General features: G+C 71.0%; 18 protein-coding genes. 8 read left to right on the forward strand and 10 right to left on the reverse strand.

The annotated features are described in order from the left end of the window. Positions 1 to 50 precede the first annotated feature (50 nt). Positions 51 to 2135: a DNA gyrase/topoisomerase IV subunit B gene (locus tag ACWGUG_RS08240; RefSeq protein WP_336398067.1), complete on the reverse strand. Its 2085-nt coding sequence runs from the start codon at positions 2133 to 2135 to the stop codon at positions 51 to 53. Positions 2136 to 2300: 165 nt separating this feature from the next. Here ACWGUG_RS08240 and ACWGUG_RS08245 point away from each other — a divergent pair, with 165 nt between their 5' ends. Beyond that, on the forward strand, positions 2301 to 2525 hold the full coding sequence (locus ACWGUG_RS08245; RefSeq protein WP_452324388.1) for a DUF7455 domain-containing protein: 225 nt from the start codon (positions 2301 to 2303) through the stop codon (positions 2523 to 2525). Between the two features lie 12 nt (positions 2526 to 2537). Here the strand turns inward: ACWGUG_RS08245 and ACWGUG_RS08250 are convergent, their stop codons facing one another. Both ACWGUG_RS08250 and ACWGUG_RS08255 read right to left on the reverse strand, forming a co-directional pair. Further along, positions 2538 to 3587, reverse strand: a complete 1050-nt coding sequence (locus ACWGUG_RS08250; RefSeq protein ID WP_452324389.1) for an alanine racemase — start codon at positions 3585 to 3587, stop codon at positions 2538 to 2540. Next, complete coding sequence (locus ACWGUG_RS08255) at positions 3584 to 4276, reverse strand: alanine racemase C-terminal domain-containing protein (protein ID WP_452324390.1); 693 nt, start codon at positions 4274 to 4276, stop codon at positions 3584 to 3586. The genes ACWGUG_RS08250 and ACWGUG_RS08255 overlap by 4 nt, the downstream gene beginning before the upstream one ends. A gap of 45 nt (positions 4277 to 4321) precedes the next feature. Between ACWGUG_RS08255 and ACWGUG_RS08260 the strand changes: the two genes are divergently transcribed. Beyond that, complete coding sequence (locus tag ACWGUG_RS08260; protein ID WP_336398039.1) at positions 4322 to 5344, forward strand: sugar-transfer associated ATP-grasp domain-containing protein; 1023 nt, start codon at positions 4322 to 4324, stop codon at positions 5342 to 5344. A gap of 65 nt (positions 5345 to 5409) precedes the next feature. On the opposite strand, the gene ACWGUG_RS08265 is transcribed toward ACWGUG_RS08260, so the two are convergent. The 3 genes from ACWGUG_RS08265 to ACWGUG_RS08275 all read right to left on the reverse strand — a co-directional run bounded on the left by ACWGUG_RS08265 (position 5410) and on the right by ACWGUG_RS08275 (position 8607). Further along, positions 5410 to 6105, reverse strand: coding sequence for a coenzyme F420-0:L-glutamate ligase (locus ACWGUG_RS08265; RefSeq protein ID WP_452324391.1), 696 nt, complete (start codon positions 6103 to 6105; stop codon positions 5410 to 5412). Further along, positions 6102 to 7442 carry an RNA polymerase sigma factor gene (locus tag ACWGUG_RS08270; RefSeq protein WP_378880917.1) on the reverse strand — a complete coding sequence of 447 codons (1341 nt, stop codon included), beginning with the start codon at positions 7440 to 7442 and terminating at the stop codon, positions 6102 to 6104. The genes ACWGUG_RS08265 and ACWGUG_RS08270 overlap by 4 nt, the downstream gene beginning before the upstream one ends. Positions 7443 to 7686: 244 nt before the next feature. Then, positions 7687 to 8607: a PAC2 family protein gene (locus tag ACWGUG_RS08275; protein WP_336398041.1), complete on the reverse strand. Its 921-nt coding sequence runs from the start codon at positions 8605 to 8607 to the stop codon at positions 7687 to 7689. A gap of 127 nt (positions 8608 to 8734) precedes the next feature. On the opposite strand from ACWGUG_RS08275, the gene ACWGUG_RS08280 reads away from it, so the two are divergent. The 3 genes from ACWGUG_RS08280 (at position 8735) to sucB (ending at position 13520) form a co-directional block, all read left to right on the forward strand. Beyond that, positions 8735 to 10222: a leucyl aminopeptidase gene (locus ACWGUG_RS08280; protein ID WP_378880921.1), complete on the forward strand. Its 1488-nt coding sequence runs from the start codon at positions 8735 to 8737 to the stop codon at positions 10220 to 10222. Further along, the gene (lpdA, locus tag ACWGUG_RS08285) at positions 10219 to 11592 is read left to right on the forward strand and encodes a dihydrolipoyl dehydrogenase (protein ID WP_452324392.1); all 1374 of its coding nucleotides are present in this window, start codon (positions 10219 to 10221) and stop codon (positions 11590 to 11592) included. Before ACWGUG_RS08280 ends, lpdA begins: the two co-directional genes overlap by 4 nt. A 62-nt stretch (positions 11593 to 11654) precedes the next feature. Then, the gene (gene sucB / locus ACWGUG_RS08290) at positions 11655 to 13520 is read left to right on the forward strand and encodes a 2-oxoglutarate dehydrogenase, E2 component, dihydrolipoamide succinyltransferase (RefSeq protein ID WP_452324393.1); all 1866 of its coding nucleotides are present in this window, start codon (positions 11655 to 11657) and stop codon (positions 13518 to 13520) included. A gap of 17 nt (positions 13521 to 13537) precedes the next feature. On the opposite strand, the gene ACWGUG_RS08295 is transcribed toward sucB, so the two are convergent. Further along, positions 13538 to 14893, reverse strand: a complete 1356-nt coding sequence (locus ACWGUG_RS08295; protein WP_452324394.1) for a hypothetical protein — start codon at positions 14891 to 14893, stop codon at positions 13538 to 13540. A gap of 121 nt (positions 14894 to 15014) precedes the next feature. On the opposite strand from ACWGUG_RS08295, the gene ACWGUG_RS08300 reads away from it, so the two are divergent. Further along, positions 15015 to 15725, forward strand: a complete 711-nt coding sequence (locus tag ACWGUG_RS08300; protein WP_336397119.1) for a DUF4191 family protein — start codon at positions 15015 to 15017, stop codon at positions 15723 to 15725. A gap of 16 nt (positions 15726 to 15741) precedes the next feature. On the opposite strand, the gene ACWGUG_RS08305 is transcribed toward ACWGUG_RS08300, so the two are convergent. After that, a complete protein-coding gene (locus ACWGUG_RS08305) occupies positions 15742 to 16134 on the reverse strand; it encodes an RDD family protein (protein ID WP_336397118.1) in 393 nt (130 codons plus the stop codon). Between the two features lie 132 nt (positions 16135 to 16266). Between ACWGUG_RS08305 and glnA (ACWGUG_RS08310) the strand changes: the two genes are divergently transcribed. Both glnA (ACWGUG_RS08310) and ACWGUG_RS08315 read left to right on the forward strand, forming a co-directional pair. After that, a complete protein-coding gene (glnA, locus tag ACWGUG_RS08310; protein ID WP_336397117.1) occupies positions 16267 to 17691 on the forward strand; it encodes a type I glutamate--ammonia ligase in 1425 nt (474 codons plus the stop codon). 244 nt (positions 17692 to 17935) lie between these two features. Further along, positions 17936 to 18577: a peptidase M23 gene (locus ACWGUG_RS08315; protein ID WP_452324395.1), complete on the forward strand. Its 642-nt coding sequence runs from the start codon at positions 17936 to 17938 to the stop codon at positions 18575 to 18577. A gap of 33 nt (positions 18578 to 18610) precedes the next feature. Here the strand turns inward: ACWGUG_RS08315 and ACWGUG_RS08320 are convergent, their stop codons facing one another. After that, a complete protein-coding gene (locus ACWGUG_RS08320) occupies positions 18611 to 21613 on the reverse strand; it encodes a bifunctional [glutamine synthetase] adenylyltransferase/[glutamine synthetase]-adenylyl-L-tyrosine phosphorylase (RefSeq protein ID WP_452324396.1) in 3003 nt (1000 codons plus the stop codon). Positions 21614 to 21626: 13 nt separating this feature from the next. Continuing rightward, positions 21627 to 22964 (reverse strand): type I glutamate--ammonia ligase, encoded by a 1338-nt coding sequence (gene glnA / locus ACWGUG_RS08325; RefSeq protein WP_378880943.1) that lies wholly within the window; start codon positions 22962 to 22964, stop codon positions 21627 to 21629. Positions 22965 to 22969 lie beyond the last annotated feature (5 nt).

Here is a 22969-nt window from a genome sequence, read left to right on the forward strand (position 1 = left end):
GATACGCGTGCTCGTTCCTCGCGCGCTACCCGACCTTGATCCGACTCGCGTCACGCATCGATGCGCTCGCGCGCGAGCCGGTCGCTCGAGTCGATGATGAACTCCTTGCGGGGAGCGACGTCGTTGCCCATCAGCAGCTCGAAGACGGATGCCGCGGACTCGGCGTCCTCCATCCGCACCCGACGCAGCGTGCGGCCGGCGCGATCCATCGTCGTGGTCGCGAGCTGATCCGCGTCCATCTCGCCGAGCCCCTTGTAGCGCTGCACCGGCTCCTGCCAGCGCTTGCCCGCCTTCGTGAGCTTGGTGAGCAGCCCGTGCAGCTCCGCCTCGGAGTAGGTGTAGATGGTGTCGTTGGGCTTGGAGCCCGGGTTCATGACCACCACGCGGTGAAGCGGCGGCACGGCGGCGAACACGCGGCCCTCTTCGATGAGGGGGCGCATGTACCGGAAGAACAGCGTGAGCAGCAGCGTGCGGATGTGCGCGCCGTCGACGTCGGCGTCGCTCATCAGGATGATCTTGCCGTAGCGTGCGGCGTCCAGTTCGAACGAGCGGCCCGACCCGGCGCCGATCACCTGGATGATCGCGGCGCACTCGGCGTTGGACAGCATGTCGCTGACCGACGCCTTCTGCACGTTGAGGATCTTGCCTCGGATCGGCAGCAGCGCCTGGTACTCGCTGTTGCGGGCGAGCTTGGCGGTGCCCAGCGCAGAGTCGCCCTCGACGATGAACAGCTCGGACTCGCCCACGTCGTTCGAACGGCAGTCGGCGAGCTTCGCAGGGAGGGAGGACGACTCGAGGGCGTTCTTGCGGCGCTGGGTCTCTTTGTGCGTGCGCGCGGAGATGCGCGCTTTCATCTCGGAGACGACCTTGTCCAGCAGCAGCGAGGTCTGGGCCTTGTCATCCCGCTTGGACGAGGAGAATCGGGCCGTGAGCTCCCGCGTGACGACGTTGGCGACGATCTGGCGGGCGGCCGGGGTGCCCAGGACCTCCTTGGTCTGTCCCTCGAACTGAGGCTCGGGGAGGCGGACGGTGAGGACGGCGGTGAGACCGGCGAGGATGTCGTCCTTCTCGAGCTTGTCGTTCCCGACCTTCAGCCGTCGCGCGTTCTGCGTGACCTGATCGCGCAGCACCTTCATCAGACCCTGCTCGAATCCCTGCTGGTGCGTGCCGCCCTTCGGGGTGGCGATGATGTTGACGAACGACCGGGACACCGTCTCGTAGCCGGTCCCCCAGCGCACGGCGATGTCGACCTGGCACTCCCGCTCGACCTCGGTGGGGACCATGGCGCCGGATGCCTGCAGAACCGGCACGGTCTCGGTGAAGGTGCCGGAGCCGGTGAGGCGCCACGTGTCGGTCACGCCGGCGTCGGGTGCAAGGAAGTCGGCGAACTCGGAGATGCCGCCGTCGAAGCGGTAGCTCGTCTCGACAGGCTCGCCGGTCTCGGTGCCGGGACGCTCGTCGCGGATGACGATCTCGAGACCGGGGACGAGGAACGCCGTCTGCCGGGCGCGCTGCTCGAGCTCCTGCAGGTTGAACGCCGCGTCCTTCGTGAAGATCTGGCGGTCGGCCCAGTACCGGATGCGCGTGCCCGTGACGCCCTTGGCCGCGCGGCCCACGACGCGCAGCTCGCTGCGCTCCTCGAACGGCGTGAAGGCGGAGTCCGGACTGCCGTTGGAGAAGATCCCGGGCTCGCCGCGGTGGAACGACATCGCCCACGTCTTGCCGCCGCGATCGACCTCGACGTCGAGCCGCTCCGAGAGCGCGTTGACGACGGATGCCCCGACGCCGTGGAGGCCGCCGGACGCGGCGTACGACCCTCCGCCGAACTTGCCGCCGGCGTGGAGCTTGGTGAAGACGACCTCGACGCCGGACAGGCCCGTGCGGGGCTCGATGTCGACCGGGATGCCGCGCGCGCGGTCGCGCACCTCCACGCTGCCGTCGGCGTGGAGCACGATGTCGATGCGGGAGCCGTGCCCCGCGAGCGCCTCGTCGACGGAGTTGTCGATGATCTCCCAGAGGCAGTGCATGAGGCCGCGGGCGTCGGTCGAGCCGATGTACATGCCGGGGCGCTTCCGGACCGCCTCCAGCCCCTCGAGCACCTGCAGATGATGGGCGGAGTACTCGGAGGTCACAATCTCCCATGGTAATCGGGGCTCCCGACACGTCCGCGCAGACACGCACCATGGGGCAGGACGCGTACGCGCTCAGCGAAATGTGGTCGGTTCCGGGCATTCTCAGACGTGGGCGTGGTTGTATTTCATGACCGCTACGGAGTTCTACGCATACGAGGAGGCACCGAGATGACCACGCTTTCGACACCCACCGAGAATGGCGCCGTCCTCGAGCACCGCCTCACGGCGGTCGACCGCTGCGACTCCTGCGGCGCCCAGGCGTATATCGCCGCCGAGGTCAACGGCAGCGAGCTGCTGTTCTGCGCGCACCACGGCCGCAAGTACGAAGAGAAGCTTCGCGCGATCGCCACGAGCTGGCACGACGAGACCGCGCGGCTGTCCGACACCGACTGACGGCGACGGGCTTCACTCCACCGCGTACGAACGCGGGACCAGCGGTGAGACGCGCACGGCGATCTCCTCGCCGATCGTGCCGATGAGCTCGGCGAGATCGGTCGCGCTCGCCTCGCCGTCCGCGCCGGACCCGTACACGATCACGCGGCCTCCGGGGGCCGCTCCGGGCCACGCAGCGATCAGCGAGTCCATCTCCCCCACGGACAGGAGCCGCCGGGTCCCCGCCGGGGTGGCCACGCTCGCCCGCCCCCCCAGGCGCGAAGGGAGGCCGTGCAGCGCGCCCACGTCGACGCGTACCCCGTCCTCTCCGACGCCGAGCACCTCAGCCTCCAGCCGGGCGATGGGCACGAGTCCGAGCTGGCCTGCGGACGGACCTCCGGCCGAGCGGATGCCGTAGCAGAAGGCGCCCACGCGAACCATGTCGTACCGGAACTCCGGGCGCGCGAACGAGGCCGCACTGGCGGCGAGATGCCTGACGACGGGGCGGAGCCCCGCGTCGTGCGCCTGTTGCAGCCCGCGCTCGAACAGGGCCCGCGCGTCGTCGTCCTCGTCGTCCGACGCCTCGGCGATGTGGCTCCAGATGCCCACGACGTCCAGCGCGCCTTCCGCCTCCAGCGCGGCCGCCCGGGAGACGAAGCGGGGCCACGCCTCGGGGCGCACGCCGTTGCGGTGCAGGCCCGTGTCGAGCTTGAGGTGCACGCGCAGCGGCCGCCCGACGCGCCCGGCCACGGCCGCCGCGTCCTCGAGCAGGTCGGCGTCTCCCACCCCGAGGTCGATGCCCGCCTCGGCGGCGGCGCGGAGATCCGCGTGCGCGGCCGCGATCCAGGCGAAGATGCGGACGTCTTCGCCGAGCTCCCCGCGCACCGCCCGGGCCGTGCCGATGTCGAACGCGCCGAACCAGCGGACGCCGGCGCCCGCCGCGGCCCGCACGACGGGTGCCAGGCCGTGCCCGTACGCGTCGTCCTTGACGACGAGCATCAGCTCGGCCGGAGCGACGGCCTCGCGCACCCTCGTGATGTTGGCGACGAGGGCGGTCAGGTCCACGTGCAGCGTCGCGGTCACGGCAGCTCCTCGCGGAGTGCGCGGAGCCCGACCGTCGTGATCAGCTCCGAGGAGCGCAGCCCGGTCGCGCCCACCCAGTCGGCGAGCGACGGCTCTCCTGCGCCGGGGTCGCCGAGGAAGAGCGCTTCGTCGCCGCGTCGGACCGCGGCATCCGCGACGTCCACGACGCAGACGTCCATCGCGACGCGTCCGACGACCGGATGCCGCTCCCCCGCGATGCTCACGTCCACGGCCCCTCCGAGCTCGCGGACGACGCCCTGCGCGTACCCGCCCGTGACGAGCGCGATCCGCGTGTCGGCGGGTGCGCGGAAGGCGTAGCCGTACGAGACCCCCTCGCCGGCGCGGAGGTCCTTGATCGACAGCACCGTGCCCGACAGGCGCAGGGCCGGTGTCGTGCCGGCATCGCCGCCGGGGAGGCCGAACAGGGTCTCGGGAGCGAGCACGTCGTCGGCGTCGGCGGGCGTGCCGTCGCCGGCGGAAGCGAACCGCGCGGCGTCGAGGACCTGCTGCACGAGCGCCGCGCCGTGCCCCCAGGCGTCCGCCTGCAGCACGGCGGTCCCGTAGCGACGGATGCCGCGCTCCCGCGCGGCGCGCGCATTGGCCGCCAGCGCCGCGCGCGAGACGCGGGCGACCGGAGCGCTGCGTGGATCGGATCCCGTCGCGGCATGCCCAGGGATCGACGAACTCACGCCTCTAGACTAACGGGGTCCCCCGAACCCGACCCCGGAGCACGCATGCCTTCTCAGGGCCTCGGCCTCGCGCCCCGCCTTCGCTATCTCGCCGCCCGCGCCCGCCGCATCGATGTGGGCTCGGTGCTCGAACGCGCGAAGGAGACCTCGCACGCACACGGCAAGTGGACCCCCGCGGTGCTCGCCGACATGCTGTGGTCCGCCGGCTTCCGGCAGGTGGGCTTCCAGGACTACGTCGACTACGACTTCGCGATCCTCAGCCGCGCCGAGCGCGCCACCTACATGACCCATCCGGTGTCGAACGAGCTGTCGCAGAAGTACGACCACCCCGACTACCGCCACCTCTTCCACGACAAGGTGGCCTTCGACCGCACGTTCAGCGAGTTCCTGCGGCGCGACTGGATGATCGTCGAGGAGGGCAACGCCGACGCCGTGCGCGCCTTCGCGGAGAAGCACGGGACGATCGTCACGAAGGAGCCCGTGGGCCAGGCCGGGACGGGCGTGCACCGCTACCACGCGAGCGAGGTGTCGGATTGGGACGAGTTCCACCGCGGTCTCCTCGCGCGCGGCGAGCTCCTCATCGAGGAGGTCATCCGCCAGCACGCCGACCTCGCGGCGGTCTGCCCGGGGACGGTGAACACGACCAGGGTGACCGCCTTCTTCGACGGCGAGGAGACGCACATCCTGGCGATGGCCCAGAAGTTCGGGCGCGGCGAGGTGAGCGACCAGATGACCTTCGGCGGCTTCTACACGATGCTCGATGACGACGGCCGCGCCGTCGGCCCCGGCTACGACTCGCACGGGCACGTGCACGTCGCACACCCCGACAGCGGTTTCGTGATCGCCGACTTCCAGCTGCCCATGGTCGACGAGGTCAAGGCGTTCGTCGACCAGGTGGCGCGCGTGGTGCCGCAGATCCAGTACGTGGGCTGGGACATCGTCGTCACGCCCGACGGGCCCGTGCTCGTCGAGGGCAACTGGGGTGCCGGCGTGTACGAGAACAAGCCGAGCGTCACCGGCATCCGCACCGGCCACAAGCCGCGCTATCGGAAGGCCATCGGGTTCTGAGGCGGACCTGAACACGTCGAAGGCGCGGCATCCGAGCGGATGCCGCGCCTTTCGCGTGACGGCGGTCAGACCGCCCGGACGATGCCGAGCGGCGTGGACTGGTGCCCCTGCCCGAGCGGGTTGTCCTTGAGGATCGCGACCAGTCGCCGCTCCTGCGCCTTGTCGAGCGTGGAGCCGAGGACGTTGCCGCCGAGATCGTTGATGTCGACGACGGCGATCTCGGACACGCCGCCGAGGAGCGCCTTCAGGTGCTGTGCGACCTCGCGGGGGCGCTCGGGTCCGAGCACGACAGCCTTGTTGTACGGCGGGATCGTGCCCGACGTCGGCCCGTCGATGGCGCGGGCCTTGTCGCCGGCGATGCGGTAGAAGTCGCCCTTGCGGCCGAAGAGCTTCGTCACGGCCGAAACCGCCGCGGCGAACAGGATTCGCATCGTCCCGCACTCGCGCAGCGCCATCTCCATCGTCTCGGGCATGCCGAGGCCGATGCCGTAGGGCGTGCGCGTGACGTACCGCGAGAGGAAGAAGGCCAGCTTGCGCGGCTGGATGTCCTCCACGAGGTACGAACGGCCCTGCGTGATCGCGACGATCTTCTCGGTCACGAAGAGCAGGTCGCCCTCGCGCACCACGTCCGCCGCGTACTCGCGCACGAAGGCGTCGAGATCGTCGCCGGGCATCACGACCCGCGTGCGGATCGGGATGCGCGCGAACGACGAACCCTCGACCTGGACGGTGAGTGCCTTGCCGGCGTTCGCCTCACTCACTCGAGGTAGTCCCGGAGGGACTGCGAGCGCGACGGATGCCGCAGCTTCGCCATCGTCTTCGACTCGATCTGGCGGATGCGCTCGCGGGTGACCCCGAACGTGTCGCCGATCTGGTCGAGCGTCTTGGGCTGGCCGTCGCCGAGTCCGAAGCGCATGCGGATCACGCCGGCCTCGCGCTCGGAGAGCGAGTCGAGGAGCGACTCGAGCTGGCGCTGCAGCATCGTGAAGCCCACCGCATCCGCCGGCACGACCGCCTCGGTGTCCTCGATGAGGTCGCCGAACTCGCTGTCGCCGTCCTCACCCAGGGGCGTGTGCAGCGAGATCGGCTCGCGGCCGTACTTCTGCACCTCGATGACCTTCTCGGGGGTCATGTCGAGCTCGCGGCTGAGCTCTTCGGGCGTGGGCTCGCGACCGAGGTCCTGCAGCATCTGCCGCTGCACGCGCGCGAGCTTGTTGATGACCTCGACCATGTGCACCGGGATGCGGATGGTGCGCGCCTGGTCGGCCATGGCGCGCGTGATGGCCTGACGGATCCACCACGTCGCGTAGGTCGAGAACTTGAAGCCCTTGGTGTAGTCGAACTTCTCCACCGCGCGGATGAGACCGAGGTTGCCCTCCTGGATGAGGTCCAGGAACTGCATGCCGCGGCCGGTGTAGCGCTTGGCGAGCGACACGACGAGGCGCAGGTTGGCGCCCAGCAGGTGGCTCTTCGCGCGCTGACCGTCCCGGGCGACCCACTGCAGGTCGAGACCGAGCTGCGACGTCTTCTCGGCGGCCGACATGTGCGACAGCTTCTCTTCGGCGAACAGGCCCGCCTCGATGCGCATCGCGAGCTCGACCTCTTCGGCCGCGTTCAGCAGCGGCACCTTGCCGATCTGCTTGAGGTAGTCCTTGACCGGATCGGCGGTCGCGCCGGTGATCTGCGTCGAGTAGACGGGGACGTCGTCCTCGTCGCTCGACGAGATGACGATGGCGCCGGTCGGGAGGGGCTCGGTGAACACCGGCTTGGTGCTCTCCTCCTCGTCCTCCTCCTCGGCGGGGTTCGCGTCGTCGGCGGCAGCGGGCTTGCCCTCGGTCTTGGCGGCGGCGGTGTCGCCCGACTCCTCGTCGGCGTCGACGTCGTCGCCCTCGAGCTCGACGTCGTCGTCGAGCTCCTCGACGTCGTCCTCGAACTCGTCGTCCGACTTCTTCGCGCGCTTGGACGCCGTCTTCGGCGCGGCCTTCGCCTTCGCGCCGCCCTTCGGCGCCGCGGCCTTCGTCGCAGCCGGAGCCTTCTTCTCGTCCGACTCGGTGTCCTTCGCGGCCGAGCGAGCCTTGGTGTTCGTGCCTGGAGTCACGTTTCGCCTTTCACCGGTCGACGCGCGCCGCGCGCCTCCGGTCGGTTTCGGACACTAGTAAGACCCTTGTCAAGTCCACATCTTCGGCAGGAAGCCTGACGAAGACGGTTGACAACGGGTCAGAGCGTCTAGTATCTCATACTTGCCGTGCGCCGCCAGCATCGCCCCGCGGAGTGCGGCGCACCTCCATCGAAGGCTTCAACGCCGCGGCGCACGCGGACATTCCGCCGGGGCGGCGGTCGCGTCAGGAACCGCGCTTGTCGTCCTCGCCCGGTCGCGACGCGAGGAAGCGCTCGAGCTCCGCCGCCAGTTCGTCGGCGCTGGGCAGATCCCCCGTGTGGATCATCGGCGTGGCGAGCGTCGATCCCGCCATGTAGGCGTCGTAGCGCTCCTCGAGCCCCTGCACCATGCGGGCGAGCTCGTCGCTGCCCTCGATCTGCTCGGTCACCTTCTCGAGGTACTCGCGGTTCTCGTCGCGCAGGTCGTCCCCCGCGAAGACCAGCCCGGTCGCGACCGTGAGGCTGTCCAGCGCCGCGAGCGCCGCCGCGGGGTACTCGGTGTCGCCCAGGTAGTGAGGGATGAGCAGGACGAAGCCCGCGATGCGCACACCGGCCGCCGCGAGGCGGTACTCCAGAAGGTGGCCCGCGGTGGCGGGCACCTGCGTGTGCGGCTGCCACACCGAGTGCGCCTCCGTGAGCTCCGACCGGGTGCCGCTGACGGTCGTGCCGATCGGCCGGGTGTGCGGCACCGGCATCGGGATCGCGTGCACCCAGGTCACCGTCGACACGCCGTAGGCCTCGGTGAAGTCGAGCACCGCCGCGGCGAAGGCATCCCACGCGAAATCGGGCTCGTACCCGGCCAGCAGCAGGAAGGGCTGGCCCAGGGCGTCGTGCGCGAACGACAGCTCCAGGCGCTGCGGGCGGTAGTCGGTGAGGTGGTCCTTCTCGAAGGCGACGATCGGCCGTCGAGCACGGTAGTCGAGGAGGACGTCGTTGGAGAACACGGCCAGCGGAGACGGCGACAGCTCATCGCGGAAGTAGTCGATGACCTGGCTCACGGCGCTGCCCGCGTCCGTGAACCCGGTGAGGGCGATCACCAGCGGGAGTCCGCGCGGGACGGGCGGCGCGGAGGCCGCACGCTCGAACAGCGGGCCGGTAAGGGGCATGGTCCCATGCTACGAGCCGACCGCCGACGCCGGGTCGCTGCCATCGCGCTCAGAGCGAACACCCGTCGTCCCCGCCGGGTTGAGTCGTGCGACGGAGGAGGACCTATCGAAACCTAGGATGGACAGCATGTCGTTCCCCGACCTCGAGTACCGCACGTCACCCGTCCGAGAGTCCGAAGCCGACGCTCTTCTCCTCGCACTCCCCCCGCTCGAGGCCGACGCCCCGAACGACCTCGCGGACTGGCCGGGTCTGCGAGAGTCGCTGTCCGCGGTGGGTTTCACGGGGTCGTGCGGCGCGCTCGTCCGGGTGTACGCACCCGACAGCACGTCGATGCCGCTGGCCGTCGTGGGCACCGGCGCGAACCCGGATGCCGCGGCGCTGCGCGACGCGGTCGGCGCGGCGATCCGCTCGCTGACCGGCTTCGCCACGGTCGCCGTCGCCGCGCCGCTGGCGGATCCCGCGCTGTGGACCGCGGCGGCCGAAGGCGCCGCGCTGGGCGGCTACCGGTTCGACGGCTACAAGTCGGAGGCGCCGAAGGCCCGGGCGTCCAAGGTCATCGTGCACGGCACCGCGGATGCCGACGACGACGCGCTGCGGCTCGTGGTCGAGACCGCGACCTCGGTGGCGCTGGTGAAGGACCTCGTGAACATGCCCGCGGAGTGGCTGGGGCCCGCCGACGTCGCGGAGCGTGCGGCCCAGGCGGTGGCGGAGCTTCCCGTCACGGTCGACGTCCTCGACGAGCAGGCGCTGCGCGATCAGGGCTTCGGCGGCATCCTGGGCGTGGGGCAGGGGTCGGACCGCCCGCCGCGCCTCGTCCGCCTGCAGTACTCCCCCGACGGGGCGCGACGCCACATCGCGCTCGTGGGCAAGGGCATCACGTTCGACACCGGCGGCCTGTCGCTGAAGCCCGCCGCCTCGATGGTGGGCATGAAGTACGACATGGCGGGCGCCGCGACGGTGCTCGGCGTGCTGCGGGCCGTGGCATCCGTCTCCGCCCCCGTCAAGGTGACCGCCTGGCTGTGCCTGGCCGACAACATGCCCTCGGGCCGCGCCACCCGCCCCGGCGACGTGCTGCGGATGCTCGACGGCACGACCGTCGAGGTGCTCAACACCGACGCCGAGGGGCGCCTCGTGCTCGCCGACGGGCTCGCGGCCGCCAGCCGCGAGCGCCCCGACGTGATCGTCGACGTCGCCACGCTCACCGGCGCGATCCTGATCGCCCTCGGCACCCGGCACACCGGCGTCATGGGCGATGACGACGCCGTCGCGGCGTACCTCGCCGCCGCGGCGGAGACGGGCGAGCCGGCGTGGCAGCTGCCGCTCCCCGCCCACATGGTCGAGGAGCTCGACTCGCCCATCGCCGACCTGCAGAACGCCAAGATCGGCGACCCTGCGGGCGGATCGCTGTTCGCAGGGCTGTTCCTGCGTCACTTCGTCGGCCGCACGGGCGACGACGCCGATGCTCCCCGGATCCCCTGGGTGCATCTGGACATCGCCGGCAGCGGGACCCACAAGGGCGCGCCGTACGGCTACACCGACAAGGGGCCGACGGCCGCCACCGTGCGCAGTCTGGTCCGCTTCGTCCTGGCAGACCTCGATGAGGAGGCACGATGACCGACCACACCTTCGATCTCGTCGTACTGGGGGGTGGCAGCGGAGGCTATGCGGCCGCGCTGCGCGCCGCCGAGCTCGGCAGGAGCGTCGCCCTCGTCGAGAAGGACAAGGTCGGCGGCACCTGCCTGCACCGCGGCTGCATCCCCACCAAGGCGCTGCTGCACGCCGCCGAGGTGGCGGACCTGACGCGGGATGCCGCGTCGGTGGGCGTGCGCGCGTCGCTCGAGGGCATCGACCCGGCGGGCGTGCGCGCGTACCGCGAAGGCATCGTGGCCAAGAAGTACAAGGGGCTCGAGGGCCTGGTGAAGGCGCGCGGCATCACCGTCGTGAACGGCGAGGGCCGGCTGGAGGCGGGGCCGGCGGTGCGCGTCGGCGACGACCTCTACCGCGGCACGGACGTCGTGCTCGCGACGGGCTCCTACAGCCGGACCCTGCCCGGACTCGAGATCGCCGGTCGGATCCTCACCAGCGAGCAGGCGCTGGAGCTCGAGGAGATCCCCCGCAGCGTCGTCATCCTCGGCGGCGGTGTCATCGGCGTGGAGTTCGCGAGCGTGTGGCGCTCCTTCGGCGCCGAGGTGACGATCGTGGAGGCGCTCGACCACCTCGTCCCCAACGAGGACGTCGCGCTGAGCAAGGGCCTCGAGCGCGCCTTCCGCCGGCGCGGCATCCAGTACTCCCTCGGAGTGCGGTTCCAGAGCGCGTCGCAGACGCCGGATGCCGTGACCGTGACGCTCGAGGACGGCAAGAGCCTCACCGCCGACCACCTGCTGGTCGCCGTCGGCCGCGGGCCGGCGACCGCGGGCCTCGGCTACGAGGAGGCGGGCGTATCCATCGAGCGGGGCTTCGTCACGGTCGACGAGCGCCTCCGCACCGGCGTGCCGCACGTGTGGGCCGTCGGCGACATCACCCCTGGCCTCCAGCTCGCGCACCGCGGGTTCCAGCAGGGCATCTTCGTCGCGGAGGAGATCGCCGGACTGTCCCCGGTCGCCATCCCGGACTCCCAGATCCCCCGCGTCACCTACAGCCACCCGGAGGTCGCCTCCGTCGGACTGACCGAGGCGCAGGCCATCGAAGCGCATGGCGCGGACGCCGTGGTGACGTACGAGTACAACCTCGCCGGGAACGGCAAGAGCGAGATCCTCGGCACCGGGGGCGTCGTCAAGGTGGTGCGATCGAAGGATGGGCCGGTCATCGGCGTCCACCTCATCGGCGACCGCGTCGGCGAGCTGATCACCGAAGGCCAGCTCGTCGTCGGGTGGGAAGCGCACCCCGAGGACATCGCCCCGTTCGTCCACGCGCACCCGACGCAGTCGGAGGCGCTCGGCGAGGCGTTCCTCGCTCTGGCGGGCAAGCCGCTGCACGCGCTGTGACCCTCCGCGCCGCCGCCCATCACTAAGCTAGATCCGATATATCTTCAGAAGGAGACTTCCTCATGAGCACATCCGTGGTCCTCCCCGCTCTCGGCGAGAGCGTGACCGAGGGAACGGTCACCCGCTGGCTCAAGAACGTCGGCGACACCGTTCAGGCCGATGAGGGCCTGCTCGAGATCTCCACGGACAAGGTGGACACCGAGATCCCCTCACCGGTCAGCGGCGTCATCGAGGAGATCCTCGTTCAGGAAGACGAGACCGTCGAGGTCGGCGCGGTGCTGGCGAAGATCGGCGACGGCTCCGGCAGCGCAGAGGCGGCACCCGCTCCCGAGGCTGCTGCCGCAGACGCCGCTCCGGCTCAGGCTTCCGCCCCCGCCCCGGCGGAGGCCCCCGCACCCGCTCCGGCGCCCGCGGCTGAGGCTCCCGCACCTGCCGCTGAGGCGCCCGCACCTGCGGCCGAGGCTGCCCCGGCGCCCGCGGGCGGCGGCAAGGACGTCGTCCTCCCCGAGCTCGGCGAGAGCGTCACCGAGGGGACCGTCACGCGCTGGCTCAAGCAGGTCGGCGACGAGGTCGCGGTCGACGAGCCGCTCCTCGAGATCTCGACCGACAAGGTCGACACCGAGATCCCTTCGCCGTTCGCCGGCACGCTGCAGGAGATCCTCGTGCAGGAGGACGAGACGGTCGCCGTCGGATCGCCGCTGGCGCGCATCGGCGAGGCGGGTGCCGCGCCGGCTCCGGCCGCCGAGGCTCCCGCGCCCGCACAGGCCGAGGCTCCCGCGCCCGCACAGGCCGAGGCTCCCGCGCCGGCACAGGCCGAGGCTCCCGCCGCACCGGCACAGGCCGAGGCTCCCGCACCGGCACAAGCCGAGGCGCCCGCCGCTCCGGCTCCCGCGCCGGCACAGGCCGCCCCGGCCGAGGCGCCTGCCCCGGCTCCGGCCGCTGCGCCGGCTCCCGCTGCCGCGCCGGCTCCGGCTGCGGCGCCCGCGGCATCGGCTCCGTCTCTCTCGACCGACGAGGACAGCATCACCTACGTCACGCCGTTGGTGCGCCGCCTCGCACAGCAGCAGGGCGTCGACCTGGCGTCCGTCAAGGGCACGGGCGTCGGCGGCCGCATCCGCAAGGAGGACGTCCTGAAGGCCGCGGAGGCCGCGTCGGCTCCGGCTGCCGCGGCGCCCGCCGCGCCGGATGCCCCCGCGCCGCTGGAGGTGTCGCCGCTGCGGGGCACCACGCAGCCCATGTCGCGTCTGCGCAAGGTTCTCGCGCAGCGCGCCGTCGAGTCGATGCAGTCGACCGCTCAGCTCACGTCCGTCGTGGAGGTCGACGTCACCAAGCTCGCGACGTTCCGCGACAAGGTGAAGGGCGACTTCCAGGCCAAGACCGGCGACAAGCTGTCGTTCCTGCCGTTCTTCGCGCTGGCCGCCGCGGAGGCCCTCCAGGCCTACCCGGTCGTCAACTCGACCGTGGACGGCGACCAGATCGTCTACCCCGCGACCGAGAACCTCTCGATCGCCGTCGACACCGAGCGGGGCCTGCTCACGCCGGTTCTGCGCGACGCGGCGACCAAGAACCTCGCCCAGATCGCTCGCGAGATCGCCGACCTCGCGGCTCGCACGCGTGAGAACAAGCTCAAGCCCGACGAGCTCGCCGGCGGCACGTTCACGCTGACGAACACCGGTTCGCGCGGCGCGCTCTTCGACACGCCGGTCGTGTTCCTTCCGCAGACGGCCATCCTCGGCACCGGTGTCGTCGTCAAGCGGCCCGGCGTGGTGACGGTCGACGGCAAGGACGCCATCTCGGTGCGCTCCTACGTGTACCTGGCGCTCTCGTACGACCACCGCGTGATCGACGGCGCCGACGCGGCGCGCTTCCTCGGCGCCGTGAAGTCTCGCCTGGAGGCCGCGCAGTTCGAGGGCCAGCTCGGCATCTGATCCCGCGCCCCCAGGGTCTACGGCTGCTGCGCGACGTCACGGACGTCGCGCAGCAGCCATTTCTCCTCGTGGCGCAGGATCACCACGAGCTGCGACGGGATGCCGCCCTCGTCCGGGTCCACTCGCACGACCGCGAGGTCTCCGAAGTCGTCGAGCATCGTGACCGTGCGCTCGTCCGCCGGCAGGTCGATGGCGCCGTCGGCGATCGCAGCGCCATCGACGACGACCCTGCGCAGGCACTCCGCATCGGCTCCGCAGTCCAGCCTGGCGTCGAGCAGTCCACCCGCGATCGCGGCGAGGTCGGCCGGCGCCGCGGCCGGCGCGGCCGGCGCCTCCGCGTCGGTGCCCGGCGAGGCGCCGACGTCCTCGACCGAGTCCGCATCCGGCCCGGCGGCGGGGGCGGCGACCTGCGTCCCGGCGCCCGCCGTCGCAGCCGGCGTCGACGCGGCCGGTCCGCCGGTGGCCACGACGTCGGCGGATGGCCACAGGGCACCACCCGTCAGCACGGCGGCCGCGACGGCACCGGCCACCAGCCAGGGCGCCCGGCGGGAGGTGGCCCGAGCCGGCCGATCCCCCGGCCTCACCCGCCGCCATACGGCCGTGGTCGCGCGCGAGACGGTGTCGGCGAGCTCCTCGTCGACGCCGCGGAGCAGCGATTGCCACATCGAGCGCGGCGGCGGCTCATGCACGACGCGTGGGCGCTCACCCGCGGCGCTGCTGCGCGCCATGCCCTCCGACGCTTTTCGCGGGCTCAGGCTCACCGTGACGAGGGGCTCCGCTGGTGAGAGCGCGAACAGGGCGTCCTCGGCCGCGGCGAGCTCGGCGACCGATACCCGGTCCGCCCCGAGAATGCGCACCGCGGTGTCCCACGTCCGCTGCATGACGGGGGGTGGGGTGACCCGTTCGAGGACCGCCACCGATGCGTCGAGCGCACGGTTGTCGGAGGCATCCGTGGCCAGCACCGGGCGACCGGCGTCGTCGAGCCACCACTGGCCGCCCGTCTCGGCCACGCCCGCCAGCTGAGCGCAGCCGCGCAGCACGCTGACACCGAGCGTCACCGCCTCGCCGGGGCTGAGCGGCATCCGCTCCTGACGGCGGCGGACGAAGTCGTCCAGTCGCTCGAGGCACACCGGGAGGACCGCATCGTGCCCGCCCGCGCGCCGGGTGACGTCGAGCGCGGCGAGCACGTGACCTTCCGGATCCGCCTCCCATCCGGCCCAGTCGGTTCCGAGGACCGCGGCATCGACCAGGATGCGGGAGGCGCCGTCGTCTGTGCGGACCAGGGTTCCGGGCCATGGGCCGTCCTCGTGCGCGCGCACGGCGCGTACGGCGCGGTAGGCCCGGCCCAGCGGCGCGTCATCGGTGTCCACCATCCCAGCGTGGTCGTGCGCGCGGAGTGACGCGCTGCGAGCGGACGCCTCTGTGGACGAACGCCTTCAGCGCGGGTGTGGGGAGGAGCCGAGAAGGCACGCGCGAAAAGGTAGGCTGGAGGGCATGGCCGCGCGCAGTTCCGCCCCCGAGAAACGCCCTGGATTCTTCTCCCAGGTCCGCACCCTGTACACCTTCACGCAGAAGGAGTTCCGCTGGCTGCCGTTCCTGCTGATCGGCATCCTGCTCCTCGGCATCGCGGTGGGTGTGGCGATCGGGTTCCTCATCCCGCCGGTCGCGATCTGGAGCGTGATCCTCTGGGGTCTCACCGGCCTGATGCTCGGCGTGCTGGCGTCCATGATGACGATGACGCGCCTGTCGACCCAGGCGATGTACAAGAAGATCGACGGGATGCCGGGCGCCACCGGCCACGTCCTGTCCAGCTCGCTCGGCCGCAAGTGGTCGGCGAGCGAGATGCCGGTGGGCATCAACCCCAAGACGCAGGAGGCCGTGTACCGCGCGGTCGGACGCGGTGGCGTGGTCATCGTCGGCGAGGGGGCCCGCGGCCGGCTGACCCGCCTCGTCAACGACGAGCGCTCGAAGGTCCAGCGCGTGGCCGCCGGAGTGCCGGTGACCGTCTTCTACGTCGGCCACGGTGACGGCGAGGTCCCCATCGCGAAGCTCGCCCCCGCCATCAAGGCGCTGCCGAAGAAGATCGACCGCGCCACCATGGCCGCCGTCATCAAGCGCATCGACTCGGTCTCGCAGTCGCTGTCGTCGCTGCCCATCCCGAAGGGGATCGATCCGACGAAGGTGCGCGCGCCGCGCCCGCGCTGACCGCGCGGGGCCGCGGTCAGGCGCGGACGAGGACCGTCCCGGCGGCCTTGTCGTGGAGTCCTCGCTGGTCGGCGTCCCAGATGACGGCCGGGATGACGACGATCAGCAGCGCCGTGCGCACGACGGGCCGCCACAGGCCCACCCACGCGCCGTCCAGCCGCACCAGTCGCAGGCCGAAGAGCCGGTGACCCGGGCTCCCCTGCAGGGTCGGCAGGAAGACGAGCTGGATCGCGGCGAACAGCGCCAAGATCGCCAGCGGATCCCAGCCGAAGAAGCCCGAGATCAGGTACGCGGCGCCGTAGTCGATGAACAGCGCACCCACCCGTCGGCCGAGCCGGCCGATGGATCCCGTGCCCTCGCGGGGCAGTCCGAGCCGTTCTCCGGGGTAATCCTGCGTGCTCTGCGTCACGGGACAAGCGTATCCAGGTCCCCGTAACATGCCGGAAACACGAGTGATACTGCCGGGCAATCCCCTTTGGGTAGCTTGCCTGCAAGCCCGACCCGCACGGGCGGTTCCGAATGCCCTACCTCTGGAGTCTTCATGTTCAAAGATTCATCCGAGGTGCTGAAGTACATCAAGGATGAGGACGTCAAGTTCCTCGACATCCGTTTCACGGACCTTCCTGGCGTGCAGCAGCACTTCAACATCCCGGCCTCCACCGTCGACGAAGAGTTCTTCACGGTCGGCCAGCTGTTCGACGGCTCCTCCATCCGGGGATTCGCGAACATCCACGAATCTGACATGCAGCTCATCCCCGACGTGTCGACGGCGTACCTCGACCCGTTCCGCGAGGCGAAGACGCTCGTCATGGTCTTCGACATCTACAACCCGCGCAACGGCGAGATCTACGCCAAGGACCCGCGCCAGGTCGCCAAGAAGGCCGAGAAGTACCTCGCGTCGACCGGGATCGCCGACACCGCGTTCTTCGCCCCGGAGGCCGAGTTCTACATCTTCGACGACGTCCGCTACGAGGTGAAGCAGAACTCCAGCTTCTACTCGGTGGACTCCGAGGAGGGCGCCTGGAACACCGGCCGCGTCGAGGACGGCGGCAACCTCGCGAACAAGACCCCGTACAAGGGCGGCTACTTCCCCGTCTCGCCGGTCGACAAGACCGCCGACCTGCGCGACGACATCAGCCTCCGCCTCATCGAGTCGGGCCTGCACCTCGAGCGTGCCCACCACGAGGTCGGCACCGGTGGCCAGCAGGAGATCAACTACCGCTTCGACACCATGGTGCACGCGGCCGACGACATCCTGAAGTTCAAGTACATCGTCAAGAACGTGGCCAACGAGTGGGGCAAGGTCGCGACCTTCATGCCCAAGCCGCTCTTCGGCGACAACGGCTCGGGCATGCACACCCACCAGTCGCTGTGGCTCGAGGGCAAGCCTCTCTTCTACGACGAGAAGGGCTACGCACAGCTCTCCGACACCGCCCGCTGGTACATCGGCGGCATCCTGGCCCACGCGCCCGCGCTGCTGGCGTTCACCAACCCGACGCTGAACTCCTACAAGCGTCTGGTGAAGGGCTACGAGGCACCGGTCAACCTGGTGTACTCGGCCGGAAACCGCTCGGCGGCCATCCGCATCCCGATCACCGGCTCGAACCCGAAGGCCAAGCGGATCGAGTTCCGCGCGCCGGACGCGTCGGGCAACCCCTACCTCGCCTTCGCGGCGCAGCTCATGGCGGGCCTGGACGGCATCCAGAACCGCATCGAGCCGCACGAGCCCGTCGACAAGGACCTGTACGAGCTTCCCCCCGAGGAGGCCAAGAACATCCCGCAGGTCCCGAACTCGCTGCTCGACTCGCTCGAGGCGCTGCGCGCCGACCACGAGTTCCTGCTGAAGGGCGGCGTGTTCACGCCCGAGCTCATCGAGACGTGGATCGAGTACAAGATCGAGAACGAGATCCAGCCGCTCAACGCGCGTCCGCACCCGTTCGAGTACGAGCTGTACTTCGGCGTCTGACGTTCCAGCACGCGAGGGAGCCCCGGGAGACCGGGGCTCTTTCGCGTGGCTGACGGATGCCGTGACCCGGCGCGCGTGCTTATGCTGAACGGGCGCACCCGCGCCTCGTGACGAAAGCGAATCTCCGATGCCGACCGGCCGCTCCACACCGACGCGACGACGTCGCGCGCGCCGGCCGAAGGCGAAGACCTCGAAGGCGTCGGCGCGGCGGCGCACGGCGCGTGCCCGCCGCCGAGGCCGGTCCGTGCGGCGAGCCGGTGCCGCGGTCGCGATCGCGGTGACGGTCGCGGTGGTGCTCGCGGCGGCCGTGCTGCTCGGCGGCGGCGTGCTGGCCGGGGCGTTCGGCAGGGCCTTCGCCGCCGACGGTCGCGCACCGGCCCTCCCCGTGCCGCCGGCCGCGATCGCCGAACCCGCTGTCGCCGGCTACGGGCTCGAGCAGCTGGCCAACGCGTGCACCATCCTCGCCGCCGGCAGGGACCTCGGGTTCGACGGACGCGACCAGACCATCGCCGTGATGACCGCGATGGGCGAATCGTCGCTGCGCAACATCGACTACGGCGACTGGGAGACCAGCGGGGTGACCAACCCCGACGGATCGCGCACCACGTCCATCGGCCTGTTCCAGCAGCAGGACTCCTGGGGGACCCGCGAGGCCCGACTCGACCCGTACACCGCAGCAGGCGTCTTCTATCGGGCGATGGCCGCGCGCGTTCCCGACAGGGCAGCGCTGGAGCCGACGCTCGTCGCCCACCGCACCCAGGTCAACAAGGACCCGTACCACTACGCGCGGTACTGGGACCGCGCCGTCCGCGTGGTGGCGGCCCTGGGCGGCGCTCCGCTGGACGGCGACCGCATCGACGGCATCCCGCTCTGTGCTGGCTCCTGAAGCTCGCGGCCGGCGCAGACTGCGGCCCGGCCCCTATCCGTAGAAGAGCTTCTCGAAGACGCGGCGTGCGCGACGGGTGGTGCCGAGATAGTCCTCTTCGACCCGCGTGGCCGACCGCGGCGGGTACTCGAGGAGGCGGCCGATCCCGTCGAGCTTCTTCCGGTCGACTGGCAGGACGTCGCTGGTCTGCCCGGACAGCAGGGTGTTCGCCGAGCGGAGCCGGCTGGACAGGCGCCAGGCCTCGGTGAGCCGGTCGGCCGCGCTCGTCGGGATGAGACCCGCCGTCTCGGCCGCACGGAGCGCGCGCAGCGTGGACGTCGTGCGCATCTCGGGGACGGCGTGCGCGTGCTGCAGCTGGAGCAGCTGCACCAGCCACTCGACATCGCTGAGCGAACCGCGGCCCAGCTTCAGATGCCGCGACGGATCGACGCCCTGCGGGAGGCGCTCGCTCTCGACCCGCGCCTTGATCCGCTTGATCTCGCGGACCGCGGCCGCGTCGATGCGCTCGGGGTAGCGCACCTGGTCGATGAGACTCGTGAAGTCGGCGATCAGCTTGACGCTCCCCGCGACGCCGCGCGCGCGCAACAGCGCCTGCGCCTCCCACGGCAGCGCCCAGCGCCGGTAGTACTCGGCGTACGCCTCGAGCGAGCGCGCGAGCGGTCCGTTGCGTCCCTCCGGACGCAGGTCGGCGTCCAGCTCGAGCGGAACACGGTGGTCCTCCGAGTGCGTCCGCAGCGCCGCGACGAGCTTCAGCGCGAGCTCGTGCGCCCGCTGGGGGTCGACGCCGTTCGCCCGGTAGACGTACATGACGTCCGCGTCCGAGCCGAAGCCGAGTTCGGCTCCGCCGAAGCGGCCCATGGCGATCACGGAGAAGTCGAGCGCCTCGTCCTCCGGCGGCACCACCTCGCGGCGCACCGCGCGCAGGGTCGCCTGGATCGTCACCTCGGTGATCGTGGTGAGCGCCTCGGCCAGCTCCTCGATCGTCATCGTTCCGAGAATGGCGCCCATCGCCACGCGCAGCTGCTCCCGCCGCCGCAGCGCGCGCACCGCGCGCATGGCGTCGAGCGTGGTGGCGTGGCGCGTCTGGATCGCGCGCGCCTCCTGCTGCAGCACCGCGCCCGACCGAGGGCGCAGCAGCTCGGGATCGTCGAGCCAGGCTGCGGATTCCGGGATCCACTCGATCAGCTCGCCCACGTAACGGGACCCCGAGAGGACGCGCGAGAGGCTCTCGGCGGCCCCCGACGAGTCCCGCAGCATCCGCAGGAACCAGTGGGTGTCGCCGAGCCGCTCACTCAGTCGGCGGAATGCGAGCAGTCCGTAGTCCGGATCCGCGCCGTCGGCGAACCATCGGATCATGACGGGCATGAGGTGTCGCTGGATCGTCGCCTTGCGGCTGAGGCCGCTGGTCAGGGCGGCGATGTGGCGCAGCGCGCCGGCGGGATCGGTGAAGCCGATCGCCGCGAGCCGGTCGTGCGCCTGCTCCGTGGAGAGCGCGCGCTCGTCGGCGGGCAGCGCGGCCACCGCGGACAGCAGCGGACGGTAGAACAGCCGGACGTGGATGTCGCGCACCTCGCGCTTGACGGACTCCCACAGCGACCAGACGCCGTTGCCGCTGTCGGCGAGCCCGCTGGCCCGCGCGAGGACGCGAAGGTCCTCCGGGCGCTGCGGCATGAGGTGCGTGCGGCGCAGCTGGCGCAGCTGCACACGATGCTCGAGGAGTCGCAGCACACGATAGTCCCGGGAGAACGCGGATGCCTCGGCCCGGCCGATGTAGCCCTCGGTCACCAGGGCGGCGAGGGCGTCGAGGGTGCCGCGCTGGCGGATGCGGTCGTCCGTCAGCCCGTGGACGAGCTGCAGGAGCTGCACGGTGAACTCGATGTCGCGGATGCCGCCGGGACCGAGCTTGAGCTGGTACGGCACATCCGCGGCGGGGATGTGCTCGGTGACGCGTTCCCGCATCCGCTGCACGCTGTCGACGAAGTTCTCGCGCGCCGCGCTGGTCCACACCTTGGGCTGGACGGCCTCGGTGTACGCGCGCCCGAGCGCCTCGTCGCCGGCGATGGGTCGCGCCTTGAGCAGCGCCTGGAACTCCCAGCTCTTGGCCCAGCGGTCGTAGTACGCCAGATGGGAGTCCAGCGTCCGCACCAGCGCTCCCTGCTTGCCCTCCGGGCGCAGGTTGGCGTCGACCTCCCACAGCGGCGGCTCGATCTCGACCCCGCTGATGCCGCGCATCGTCTGCACGGCCAGTCGCGTGGCGATGTCGACGATCCTGCTCTCCCCCAGTTCCTGGACGGCCTCGTCATCACCGCCGGCGACGAAGATCACGTCGACGTCGCTGACGTAGTTCAGCTCGCGGGCACCGGTCTTGCCCATGCCGATGATCGCGAGCTCGGTGCGCGCCACCTGGTCGCGCGGAAAGAGCCCCGCCCCCACCGCGCCGCCGGACACCCGCGTGCGGGCGACGGCGAGGGATGCCTCCAGCGCGGCGCCCGCGGCATCCGCCAGCCGCGCCGACACGTTGGCGATCTCGTCGACGGGTGCAGGACTGAGCAGGTCGTATGCCGCGATGCGTGCCAGCATCCGCCGATAGCGCACGCGCAGCGCCACCCAGGCGCTTTCGCCGCCCTCTGCGGCGAAGCCGTCCACCGCTCCCACCGACTCCAGCAGCGTCTCGCGCAGCTCTGCGCCGGTGGGAAGGCGTTCGCCCGCGGCGGCGAGCTCGTCGACCTCCGCGGGATGACGCAGGAAGAACTCGCCGAAGCCCGTCGATGCGCCCAGGAGCGCCCACAGGGCGCGCCAGGCGGCCGGATGCTCCCGGGCGCGCCGGACGGGCTCGGAGTCGCGGCGTGCCAGGCGGGTCACCCCGAACAGCGCCTCATCGGGGTCGGCTGCGTGCGAAGCGGCGTCGAGGACGTCGCTGCGCGGCGCGCCGATGAGCTCGGTCAGCTCCTCGAGCAGCGCCTCGGCCTCGGTGAGCCGGCTGAAACCCAATCGCGCGAGAGGGGTGAGGGATGCCGGACGTTCGCTCGCGGACATGCCTCGACCGGCCTCAGAGCATCTCGAGGTTGCTCTTGAGCTCGAAGGGGGTCACCTGGGAGCGGTACTCCTGCCACTCGCGCCGCTTGTTCAGCAGCACGTAGTTGAACACCTGCTCGCCCAGCGTCTCGGCGACGAGCTCCGACTCCTCCATGTACTCCAGCGCGTGGTCCAGGCTCGCCGGCAGCGGCGCATAGCCCAGCGCCCGTCGCTCGGCATCCGTCAGCGACCAGACGTTGTCCTCCGCCTCGGCGGGAAGCTCGTACTCGCCCTCGATGCCCTTGAGGCCCGCGGCGAGCATGAGCGCGAAGGACAGGTACGGATTCGCGGCCGAGTCGAGGGCGCGGTACTCCACGCGCGACGACTGCCCCTTGTTGGGCTTGTACAGCGGCACGCGCACCAGCGCCGAGCGGTTGTTGTGGCCCCAGCAGATGAAGCTCGGGGCCTCGTCGCCGCCCCACAGCCTCTTGTAGGAGTTCACGAACTGGTTGGTGACCGCCGAGATCTCGTTCGCATGGCGCAGCAGCCCGGCGATGAACTGGCGGCCGACCTTCGACAGCTGGTACTGCGCGCCCTCTTCGTAGAACGCGTTGACGTCGCCCTCGAAGAGCGACATGTGCGTGTGCATGCCGCTGCCGGGCTTGCCGGTCATCGGCTTGGGCATGAACGTCGCGTAGACGCCCTGCTCGATCGCGACCTCCTTGATGACCGTGCGGAAGGTCATGATGTTGTCGGCGGTCGTGAGAGCGTCGGCGTAGCGCAGGTCGATCTCGTTCTGTCCCGGGCCGCCCTCGTGGTGGCTGAACTCGACCGAGATGCCGAGGTCCTCGAGCATCCGCACCGAGCGACGCCGGAAGTCGTGGGCGGTCCCGCCCGGCACGTTGTCGAAGTAGCCGGCGGAGTCCACCGGCTCGGGCCCCTCGGCGCCGAACGCCGACGACTTCAGGAGGTAGAACTCGATCTCGGGGTGTGTGTAGAAGGTGAATCCGGCATCGGCCGCCTTCGCGAGCGTGCGCTTGAGCACGTGGCGCGGGTCGGCCACGGCCGGCTGCCCGTCGGGGGTGGTGATGTCGCAGAACATGCGCGCAGTGGGGTCGATCTCGCCGCGCCACGGCAGGGTCTGGAACGTGGTCGGGTCGGGATGCGCGAGCAGGTCGGACTCGTAGGAGCGCGTCAGGCCCTCGATGGCGGAGCCGTCGAAGCCGAGCCCCTCGCTGAAGGCGCCCTCCACCTCGGCGGGGGCGATCGCGACGGACTTCAGTGTGCCGATCACGTCGGTGAACCAGAGCCGGACGAACTTGACGCCCCGCTCCTCGATGGTCCTCAGAACGAAGTCACGCTGCTTGTCCATCGCGT

The sequence above is a fragment of the Microbacterium sp. NPDC055455 genome, from assembly GCF_053619935.1.

What these genes read in the sequence shown, in the direction of transcription:
- glnA (WP_378880943.1), bottom strand. Translation starts at nt 22,964, where the DNA reads ATGGACAAGCAGCGTGACTTCGTTCTGAGGACCATCGAGGAGCGGGGC.
- ACWGUG_RS08295 (WP_452324394.1), bottom strand. Translation starts at nt 14,893, where the DNA reads ATGGTGGACACCGATGACGCGCCGCTGGGCCGGGCCTACCGCGCCGTA.
- lpdA (WP_452324392.1), top strand. Translation starts at nt 10,219, where the DNA reads ATGACCGACCACACCTTCGATCTCGTCGTACTGGGGGGTGGCAGCGGA.
- glnA (WP_336397117.1), top strand. Translation starts at nt 16,267, where the DNA reads ATGTTCAAAGATTCATCCGAGGTGCTGAAGTACATCAAGGATGAGGAC.
- ACWGUG_RS08275 (WP_336398041.1), bottom strand. Translation starts at nt 8,607, where the DNA reads ATGCCCCTTACCGGCCCGCTGTTCGAGCGTGCGGCCTCCGCGCCGCCC.
- ACWGUG_RS08280 (WP_378880921.1), top strand. Translation starts at nt 8,735, where the DNA reads ATGTCGTTCCCCGACCTCGAGTACCGCACGTCACCCGTCCGAGAGTCC.
- ACWGUG_RS08320 (WP_452324396.1), bottom strand. Translation starts at nt 21,613, where the DNA reads ATGTCCGCGAGCGAACGTCCGGCATCCCTCACCCCTCTCGCGCGATTG.
- ACWGUG_RS08245 (WP_452324388.1), top strand. Translation starts at nt 2,301, where the DNA reads ATGACCACGCTTTCGACACCCACCGAGAATGGCGCCGTCCTCGAGCAC.
- ACWGUG_RS08300 (WP_336397119.1), top strand. Translation starts at nt 15,015, where the DNA reads ATGGCCGCGCGCAGTTCCGCCCCCGAGAAACGCCCTGGATTCTTCTCC.
- sucB (WP_452324393.1), top strand. Translation starts at nt 11,655, where the DNA reads ATGAGCACATCCGTGGTCCTCCCCGCTCTCGGCGAGAGCGTGACCGAG.
- ACWGUG_RS08260 (WP_336398039.1), top strand. Translation starts at nt 4,322, where the DNA reads ATGCCTTCTCAGGGCCTCGGCCTCGCGCCCCGCCTTCGCTATCTCGCC.